Origin of the sequence: Gryllotalpicola sp., assembly GCF_027352875.1 — a bacterium.
GTDB lineage: Bacteria > Actinomycetota > Actinomycetes > Actinomycetales > Microbacteriaceae > Gryllotalpicola.
Window position 1 is genome coordinate 1 of record NZ_DAIEII010000024.1, and the last position, 9,545, is coordinate 9,545.

Annotated in this window: 6 protein-coding genes; 3 read left to right on the forward strand and 3 right to left on the reverse strand. The window is 69.5% G+C overall.

Going from position 1 to position 9,545, the window contains the following annotated elements; translation table 11 throughout:
• On the reverse strand, positions 1-2,534 hold a 2,534-nt coding region (ileS, locus tag M7D61_RS03445; protein ID WP_298227638.1), incomplete at its 3' end, for an isoleucine--tRNA ligase.
• 259 nt (positions 2,535-2,793) lie between these two features.
• On the opposite strand from ileS, the gene valS reads away from it, so the two are divergent.
• Both valS and M7D61_RS03455 read left to right on the forward strand, forming a co-directional pair.
• Positions 2,794-5,382 carry a valine--tRNA ligase gene (valS, locus tag M7D61_RS03450; protein WP_298227640.1) on the forward strand — a complete coding sequence of 863 codons (2,589 nt, stop codon included), beginning with the start codon at positions 2,794-2,796 and terminating at the stop codon, positions 5,380-5,382.
• 9 nt (positions 5,383-5,391) lie between these two features.
• Positions 5,392-5,619 (forward strand): hypothetical protein, encoded by a 228-nt coding sequence (locus tag M7D61_RS03455; RefSeq protein WP_298227642.1) that lies wholly within the window; start codon positions 5,392-5,394, stop codon positions 5,617-5,619.
• A 20-nt stretch (positions 5,620-5,639) separates the two neighbouring features.
• Here the strand turns inward: M7D61_RS03455 and M7D61_RS03460 are convergent, their stop codons facing one another.
• Positions 5,640-6,458: a methyltransferase domain-containing protein gene (locus M7D61_RS03460; RefSeq protein ID WP_298227644.1), complete on the reverse strand. Its 819-nt coding sequence runs from the start codon at positions 6,456-6,458 to the stop codon at positions 5,640-5,642.
• 22 nt (positions 6,459-6,480) lie between these two features.
• Between M7D61_RS03460 and M7D61_RS03465 the strand changes: the two genes are divergently transcribed.
• Complete coding sequence (locus tag M7D61_RS03465) at positions 6,481-8,514, forward strand: M3 family metallopeptidase (RefSeq protein ID WP_298227645.1); 2,034 nt, start codon at positions 6,481-6,483, stop codon at positions 8,512-8,514.
• 52 nt (positions 8,515-8,566) lie between these two features.
• Here M7D61_RS03465 and clpX read toward each other — a convergent pair.
• Positions 8,567-9,545 (reverse strand): ATP-dependent Clp protease ATP-binding subunit ClpX (clpX, locus tag M7D61_RS03470; protein ID WP_298227647.1); only part of this gene is annotated, 979 nt, incomplete at its 5' end.

Genomic DNA, 9,545 nt, shown 5'->3' on the forward strand with positions numbered 1-9,545 from the left:
GAGATCTCGCGCACCCGGTCCATCACGGCCACCAGCGTGTCGTCGGCGGGGAATTCCTCCGCCGAGGGCCAGTCGGTCAGATGCACGCTGCGGCCGCCGGTGAGGCCCTGCCAGATGTTCTCGCTGACGAGCGGCAGCAGGGGCGCGGCGACGCGCAGCACGGTCTCGAGCACGGTGAAGAGGGTGTCGAACGCCTCGGCGTTCGCGCCGTCGGCCGTCACGCCCTCCCAGAACCGATCGCGCGAGCGGCGCACGTACCAGTTGGTGAGCACGTCGGCGAAATCGCGCAGCCGGCTCGCGGCGAGCGGGGTGTCGAAGGCGTCGAGGTCGGCGGTGACCTGGCTCACGAGATCGCGCGTCTTGGCCAGCAGGTAGCGGTCGAGCTCGTTCGGTGAATCCGTGCGCCGCACCGCCTCGTAGCCGCACGCGTTGGAATAGAGCGAGAAGAAGTACCACGTCGACCAGAGCGGCAGCAGCACCTCGCGGACTCCCTGGCGGATGCCCTCTTCGGTGACGACGAGGTTGCCGCCGCGCAGCACCGGACTCGACATGAGGAACCAGCGCATGGCATCGGAGCCGTCACGGTCGAAGACCTCGTTGACGTCGGGGTAGTTGCGCAGGCTCTTCGACATCTTCTGGCCGTCCGAGCCGAGCACGATGCCATGGCTGACGCAGTTGAGGAAGGCCGGCCGGTCGAAGAGCGCGGTCGAGAGCACGTGCTGCACGTAGAACCAGCCGCGCGTCTGGCCGATGTATTCGACGATGTAGTCGGCCGGATTGTGACTCTCGAAGAACCCGACGTTCTCGAACGGGTAGTGGTACTGCGCGAACGGCATCGAGCCCGAATCGAACCAGACGTCGAAGACGTCCGCGATGCGACGCATCGTCGACCGGCCCGTCGGGTCGTCCGGGTTGGGCCGGGTGAGCTCGTCGATGTACGGGCGGTGCAGATCGTCGGGGCGCACCCCGAAGTCGCGCTCGAGCTCGTCGAGCGAGCCGTACACGTCGATGCGCGGGTAGTCGGGGTCGTCGCTCTTCCACACCGGGATGGGGCTTCCCCAGAACCGGTTGCGGCTGATCGACCAGTCCCGCGCGCCCTCGAGCCACTTGCCGAACTGGCCGTCCTTGACGTTCTCGGGCACCCAGTTGATCTGCTGGTTGAGCTCGAGCATGCGCTGCTTGATGTCGGGCACCGAGATGAACCACGAGCTCACCGCCTTGTAGATGAGCGGGTTGCGGCAGCGCCAGCAGTGCGGGTACGAGTGCTCGTAGCTCGCCAGGCGCAGCAGGCGGCCCATCGAGCGCAGCAGCTGGATGAGCGGCTTGTTCGCGTCGAAGACCTGAAGGCCGGCGACCTCGGCGATGTTCGGCAGGAACCTGCCGCCGTCGTCGACGGAGACGATGACGGGGATGCCGTACGACTCGGTGACCCGCTGGTCATCCTCGCCGTAGGCGGGCGCCTGGTGCACGATGCCCGTGCCCTCCGTCGTCGAGACGTAGTCGTCGACGAGGATGCGCCAGGCGTTCTCGGTGCCCCACACCTCGGTGTCGGCGTAGTGATCCCACAGCCGCGCGTACTGCACGCCTTCGAGATCGCGACCGGCGACGGTCCGCGCGATCGCGGCCTTCGCGTCGTCGGCGGAGTCGTAGCCGAGGTCCTTCGCGTGCGCCCCGACGAGCTCGGCGGCGAGCAGGTACTCCCCCGCCGTCTCCGGCGAGTCGGCCGCGCCGTGCGGGCCTGCGGGCACGACCGCGTAGGCGATGCCGGGGCCGACCGCGAGGGCGAGGTTCGTGGGCAGTGTCCACGGGGTCGTCGTCCACGCGAGTGCCTTGACGCCGGTCAATCCCAGCGCCTCGGCCTTCTCGCCGTCGAGCGGGAACGTCACCGTCACCGTCTGGTCCTGGCGCATCTTGTAGACGTCGTCGTCCATGCGCAGTTCGTGGTTGCTCAATGGCGTCTCGTCGCGCCAGCAGTACGGCAGCACCCGGTAGCCCTCGTACGCGAGGCCCTTGTCGTAGAGCTGCTGGAACGCCCAGATCACCGACTCCATGTAGCCGAGGTCGAGGGTCTTGTAGCCGCCCTCGAAATCGACCCAGCGGGCCTGCCGGGTGACGTACTCCTCCCACTCCCGGGTGTACTTGAGCACGGATTCCTTGGCCGCCTTGTTGAAGGCGGCGAGGCCCATCTTCTCGATCTCGGCCTTGCTGTTGATGCCGAGCTGGCGCTCGGCCTCGAGCTCGGCGGGCAGGCCGTGGGTGTCCCAGCCGAAGACGCGCGGCACGCGCTTGCCGCGCATGGTCTGGAAGCGGGGGAAGACGTCCTTCGCATACCCGGTGAGGAGGTGGCCGTAGTGCGGCAGGCCGTTCGCGAACGGCGGCCCGTCGTTGAACACCCACTCCGCGCAGCCGTCGCGATTGTCGACGGAGGCCTGGAACGTGCCGTCCTGCTTCCAGAAGGCGAGGACGCCTTCCTCGATCGCGGGGAAACGCGGGCTCGCAACGACAGCGGGCTGCTCGGATTTCGGGTACGGCACGGTGCTCCTCGGATTCACTCGACGAGGACGGATCTCTCCGCGGTACCACCTCGATTGGCGCGTCCTGCGCCCGCTTCTCGTGAGCTGTGACGGGCTCGTCCCGTTCGGCTCTACCCCGCTCGCACGGCTCTTCCGAAGACTCCCCGGTGATGGCCGGATCGCTGTCGCTGCCTCGATTCTAGCCGGTACACTGACCGTGATCCCCACACTCAGACACCCGCAGACCCGGTGCCGCATATATCGAATCGAGACCCCGCAGATGTGCGCTGCCCAGATCCCCGAGAAGCCCGCCCTCGAAGGCCTCGAGGCGAAGTGGGGCGACACCTGGCAGCGCGAGGGCACCTTCTCGTTCGATCGCGACTCCGCTCTGGCGGCCGGTCGCGGCGCGATCTACTCGATCGACACGCCCCCGCCCACGGCATCCGGCTCGCTGCACATCGGCCACGTGTTCTCCTTCACGCACACCGACGTCATGGCGCGCTTCCAGCGCATGCAGGGCAAGCACGTGTTCTACCCCATGGGCTGGGACGACAACGGATTGCCCACCGAGCGCCGCGTGCAGAACTACTACGGCGTCCGCTGCGACCCCTCGCTGCCGTACGACCCCGGCTTCGCACCGCCGTTCGAGGGCGGCGACAACAGAAGCTCGAAGGCGGCCGACCAGGCGCCGATCTCGCGCCGCAACTTCATCGAGCTCTGCGAGCGGCTGACGGAGGAGGACGAGAAGCAGTTCGAGTCGCTCTTCCGCCAGCTCGGGCTCTCTGTCGACTGGGCGCAGACCTATCGCACCATCGGGCGCGAGGCGCTGCTCAGCTCCCAGCTGGCGTTCCTGCGCAATCTCGAGCGCGGTGAGGCCTACCAGGCGCTCGCGCCGACGCTGTGGGATGTCACCTTCCGCACCGCGGTCGCCCAGGCGGAGCTGGAAGACCGCGAGCAGCCCGGCGCCTACCACCGGCTCGCCTTCCACGGCGAGGGCGGCGACGTGTTCGTCGAGACGACCCGCCCTGAGCTGCTGCCGGCGTGCGTCGCCCTCGTCGCGCACCCGGACGACGAGCGCTACCAGGAGCTCTTCGGCAGCACAGTGCGCACCCCGATCTTCGGCGTCGAGGTGCCGGTTCTCGCCCACCACCTCGCGCAGCCCGACAAGGGCTCCGGCATCGCGATGATCTGCACCTTCGGCGACGTCACCGATGTGGTGTGGTGGCGCGAGCTCAACCTGCCGAACCGCGCGATCATCGGCTTCGACGGGCGCATCGTCTCGGCCCTGCCCGAGTGGCTGACGGCGCCTGCGGGCCGCGAGCTCTACGAATCGATCGCCGGGGCGACGGTCTTCACCGCGAAGCAGACGGTGGTCAAGGCGCTCGAGGCCTCCGGCGAGCTCGTCGGCGAGCCCCAGCCCATCCAGCATCCGGTGAAGTTCTTCGAGAAGGGCGATCGCCCGCTCGAGATCGTTTCGACCCGGCAGTGGTACGTCGTCAACGGCGCTCGCGACGACGTGCTGCGCGAACGGCTCCTCGACGCCGGGCGGGAGATCGCCTGGCATCCGGACTTCATGCGGGTGCGCTACGAGAACTGGGTCGGCGGGCTCTCGGGCGACTGGCTCATCTCGCGCCAGCGCTTCTTCGGCGTGCCGATCCCGGTCTGGTACCCGCTCGACGCCGACGGCAGCCCCCGGTACGACGAGCCGATCGTGCCGCCGCGCGCGCTGCTGCCGGTGGACCCGTCCTCCGACCCCGCGCCCGGCTACTCCCCGGAGCAGCGCGGCGTGCCCGGCGGCTTCGTCGGCGAGGTCGACGTGATGGACACCTGGATGACTTCCTCGCTCACCCCCCAGATCGCCGCGGGCTGGGAGCGCGACCCCGCGCTCTTCGACGCGCTCTTCCCGTACGACCTGCGCCCGCAGGGCCAGGACATCATCCGCACCTGGCTGTTCTCGACGGTGCTGCGGGCCCAGCTCGAGCACGGTGTGACGCCGTGGCGCAACGCTGCCATCTCGGGCTTCATCGTCGACCCCGACCGCAAAAAGATGTCGAAGTCGAAGGGCAACGTCGTGACGCCGTCCGACATCCTCGACTCGCACGGCTCCGACGCGGTGCGCTACTGGGCGGCCTCGAGCAGGCTGGGCACCGACGCGGCCTTCGACCCGCAGAGTCCGACGCAGGTCAGGATCGGCCGCCGCCTCGCCATCAAGGTGCTCAACGCGGCGAAGTTCGTCCTCGGGTTCGAGGCGCCGGCGGATTCCGCGGTGACCGAGCCCGTCGACCTCGCAATGCTGCGCGACCTCGCCGTCGTCGTCGACGAGGCCACCAAGGCCTTCAGCGCCTACGATCACGCCCGCGCGCTCGAGGTCACCGAGACGTTCTTCTGGACCTTCTGCGACGACTACCTCGAGCTCGTCAAGGAGCGCGCCCACGGCTCGGTCGGTGGCGCCTCCGGCCACGCCAGCGCCGCCGCCGCACTGCGTCAGGCGCTCAGCGTCCTGCTGCGCCTGCTCGCCCCGGTGCTCTCCTTCGCCACCGAGGAGTCCTGGTCGTGGTTCAACGACGGGTCGATCCACACCGCGCCGTGGCCGACCTCCGCCGACCTCACCATCGCGGACGGGCCCGACGCGCTTGCGGCCGCGAGCGCCGCGCTCGTCGGCATCCGCCGGGTCAAGACCGAGGCGAAGGTCTCGCAGAAGACGCCCATCGTCTCGCTGACGATCACCGGCACCCCGGCCCAGCTCGACGCGCTGCGCTCCGCCGAGGTCGACCTCAAAGCCGTCGGCCGCATCGACGAGATCACCTGGGCCGACGGCGACGGCATCGAGATCCTCGATGCGATCCCAGGCGAGCTTCCCGCACCGTAACCTGGTCTCATGCAGATCGGCACCCGCTGGGGCTTCGGCGACACCCCTCCGCAGCGACTCCCCGAAGCGGTGGTGAGCGCCATCACCGCCATCGAGGAGGAGCTCGCGGAGCAGGGGGTCGAGACCGAGGGCTGGGGCTGGACGCTCACCTGGCTCGAGGGAAATCCGATCGTCGAACTCGACGACGGGACGGTCATCACCTACGACCGCGCCGCGGACACCGCGACCGTCGCCTGACCTCTCGCCGTCTCGGCGCTTCAGTCGTCCAGCGGCCGCCGGGCGATGACCTCGCCGTGGGTCATGGCGAGCCAGCCGTCGGGGTCGTCCCGCCAGGACGCCCAGCCCGCGGCCATCCCCTCGAGATCGGCGAGATCGGCGGCCCCGGCCTCGATGGTCTGCACCGCGAATGACGACTTGAGCACCCGGTCGGCCCAGGAGCCGCCCCACCATTCGCGCTCCACGTCGGAGGCGAAGCACCACACCGACGCCGTGCACTCGATGCCCTCGAAGCCCGCCTCGCGCGCCCAGGCCTTGAGCGAGGCGCCCGCATCGGGTTCCCCTCCGGTGGAGCGCGCCGACGCGAGGTAGGCGTCCAGCCAGCTGTCGAGGCCCGGGTTCGCAGGCGCCCAGACCGTTGCCCGGTAGACGACATCGCGCACCGCGAGGATGCCGCCGGGCTTGAGCACCCGGCGCCATTCGCGCAGCGCGTGCACCGGACGGGCGAGGTGCTGCAGCACCTGGTTGGCGTGGACGATGTCGAAGGAGGCGTCGGGGAAGTCGAGGCCGTAGGCGTCGCCGACCTCGAACGAGACGTTCGCCGCCTCGGCGTCCGCCGCGAGCGCCGTCGCCTGGGCGACGACGTCCGGCGACGCGTCGACGCCGACGACACGCCCGGGTCGAAGACGCCGCGCGAGGTCGAGGGTGATCGTCCCCGGCCCCGACCCGACGTCGAGAAGGTCCGCGCCCGGCGTCAGATAGGGCACGAGGTAGGCGGCGGAATTCTCGACCGTGCGCCACGAGTGCGAGCGCAGCACGCTCTCGTGATGGCCGTGCAGGTACCGCTCCGATGCGCTCATGGCCCCATCGTAGGCTGAGCGAATGGCCGCGAATCCGCTCCTCGCTCCGAGTTCTCTCGACTACGAACTGCCGCCGTTCTCCCTCATCCGCGACGAGCACTACCGCGAGGCGTTCGAGACCGGATTCGCCGAGCAGACCGTCGAGGTGGCGGCGATCGTCTCCAACCCCGGTCCTGCGACCTTCGACAACACGCTCATCGCGCTGGAGCGCTCCGGGCAGACCCTGCGCCGGGTCGCCGCGGTCTTCTTCAACACGTCGAGCGCGGACAGCAACGACTTCACCAACGCCTTCGAGGAGGAGCTCGCTCCCCGCCTCGCCGCGCACCGCGACGCCATCACCCTCAACCCGGCGCTCTACCGCCGCGTCGCGGCCGTCCATGCCGCGCTCGACACCCTCGACCTCGGCCCCGAGTCGCGCTACCTCGTCGAGCGCACGTACACCGACATGACCCTCGCCGGCGCGGGCCTGCCCGACGCCGAGCGGGCGACGCTGTCGGCGTACAACCAGACGCTCTCGACCCTGACGACCCGCTTCGAGAAGCAGCTCCTCGCCGACACCAACGCGCTCGCCGTCCTCGTCGAGGACGCCGCAGACCTCGCCGGCCTCGGCGATGCCGAACTCTCCGCCGCGGCCGCCGCGGCCGCAGAGCGCGGATTCGACAGCGCATACCTCGTCACCCTCGTTCTGCCGACCGGGCATCCCTGGCTCGAGACCCTGACGAACCCGGCGACGCGCGCGCGCATCATGGCCGCGTCCCGCGCGCGGGGCGGCCACGGCGGTGAGAACGACAACCGGCAGCTCGTCCTGGACATCGTGCGGCTGCGCGCGGAGCGCGCCCGCCTGCTCGGCTTCCGGCACCACGCCGACTACGTCACCGCCAACGAGACGGCGAGGAGCGCGGATGCCGTCGCGGCGATGCTCGGCCGGCTCGCCCCGGCCGCCGCGCGCAATGCGCGGCGGGAACAGCAGCAGTTGGAGGCCCTCGCCGGCGCGCCCATCGCGGCCGCCGACTGGCCGTTCTGGACCGAGCGGGTGCGCACGGCGAGCTACGACATCGACACCGCCGCGCTCCGGGTCTACTTCGAGGCGGAGCGCGTGCTTCAGGATGGCGTGTTCTTCGCCGCGAACCGCCTCTACGGGATCACCTTCGCCGAGCGGCCCGACCTCGTCGGCTACCACCCGGACGTGCGCGTCTTCGAGGTGAGGGAGGAGGACGGCGAGCCGCTCGGCCTGTTCCTCTACGACCTCTACACCCGCGACTCGAAGCGCGGCGGGGCGTGGATGAACTCGCTCGTCGACGCGACGCGCCTGCTCGGGCGCTCCACGGCGATCGTCGTCAACAACCACAATGTGCCGAAGCCGGGCGACGGCGAGCCGACGCTGCTCACCTTCGACGAGGTGGAGACGCTGTTCCACGAGTTCGGCCACGCCCTCCACGGGCTGTTCGGCCGTACGACCTACCCGCGCTTCGCCGGCACCGACGTCGCCCGCGACTTCGTCGAGTACCCCTCTCAGGTCAACGAGATGTGGATGCTCTGGCCCGACGTTCTCGCCAACTACGCGAAGCACTATGAAACGGGCGCACCCATCCCCCAGGAGATCGTCGACCGCATCAACGCGTCGAAGACCTTCGGCGAGGGATTCAAGACCAGCGAATACCTGGGGGCCGCGATGCTCGACCAGGCGTGGCACCGGCTCAGCCCGGAGCAGGCGGCTGCGGTGGGCAGCGTCGAGCTGTTCGAGGCGGCAGCGCTCGCCGAGGCCGGTCTCGACAACCCGGCTGTGCCGCCGCGCTACTCGAGCACCTACTTCGCCCACACCTTCTCGGGCGGCTACGACGCGGGATACTACGCGTACATCTGGAGCGAGGTGCTCGATGCCGACACCGTCGAGTGGTTCACGGAGAACGGCGGGTTGACCCGCGAGAACGGCCAGCGGTTCCGCGAGTGCCTGCTCGGCGTCGGCGGGTCGAAGGATCCGCTCGAGGCGTTTCGCGACTTCCGCGGGCGGGATGCCGCCATCGAGCCGTTGCTCGCGCGGCGCGGACTCGACTAGCCCTGGCGCATCGGCGCGCGACCGGCCGGGTGACGCGGAGGCGCCGACGAGATCAGGCGGACTTCTCGGCGGGCACCGAGGACAGGTGCGGCACGATGGTGGGTGCCGCGTTCTCCATCACTGCGGCGCGCGTGACGACGACCCGGGCGACCTCGTCGGTGGACGGCACCTCGAACATGATGGGGCCGAGCACCTCCTCCATGATGGCGCGGAGCCCGCGGGCACCGGTCTGACGCAGGACCGCGAGTTCGGCGATCGACTCGAGCGCGGCGGGCTCGAAGTCGAGTTCCACGCCGTCGAACTCGAACATGCGCTGGTACTGACGCACCAGTGCGTTCTTCGGCTCAGTGAGGATCTGGATGAGCGCCTCGCGGTCGAGCGGCGTCACCGTCGTGACGACGGGTAACCGGCCGATGAACTCGGGGATGAGGCCGAACTTGTGCAGGTCTTCCGGCAGCACCTCGCTGAAGCGGTTGAGGTCGTCGCCCTTGCTGTGCAGCGGGGCGCCGAAGCCGATGCCCTTCTTGCCGGCGCGGTTGGAGATGATGTCTTCCAACCCGGCGAAGGCGCCCGCGACGATGAACAGCACGTTCGTCGTGTCGATCTGGATGAATTCCTGATGCGGATGCTTGCGGCCGCCCTGCGGCGGAACCGAGGCGACCGTGCCCTCAAGGATCTTGAGCAGTGCCTGCTGGACGCCCTCGCCCGAGACGTCCCTCGTGATCGACGGGTTCTCGGCCTTGCGGGCGATCTTGTCGATCTCGTCGATGTAGATGATGCCCGTCTCGGCGCGCTTCACGTCGTAGTCGGCGGCCTGGATGAGCTTGAGGAGGATGTTCTCGACGTCCTCGCCGACATAGCCCGCCTCGGTGAGCGCCGTCGCGTCGGCGACGGCGAAGGGCACGTTGAGGCGCTTCGCGAGCGTCTGGGCGAGGTACGTCTTGCCGCAGCCCGTCGGGCCGATGAGCAGGATGTTCGACTTGGCGATCTCGACGTCGTCGGCCTTCACGTCGGCAGGGCCGAGAGCGCTC

Bases quoted from the DNA above. Each gene is read 5' to 3' on its own strand.
- valS (WP_298227640.1), top strand. From the start codon at position 2,794: ATGTGCGCTGCCCAGATCCCCGAGAAGCCCGCCCTCGAAGGCCTCGAG.
- M7D61_RS03455 (WP_298227642.1), top strand. From the start codon at position 5,392: ATGCAGATCGGCACCCGCTGGGGCTTCGGCGACACCCCTCCGCAGCGA.
- M7D61_RS03460 (WP_298227644.1), bottom strand. From the start codon at position 6,458: ATGAGCGCATCGGAGCGGTACCTGCACGGCCATCACGAGAGCGTGCTG.
- M7D61_RS03465 (WP_298227645.1), top strand. From the start codon at position 6,481: ATGGCCGCGAATCCGCTCCTCGCTCCGAGTTCTCTCGACTACGAACTG.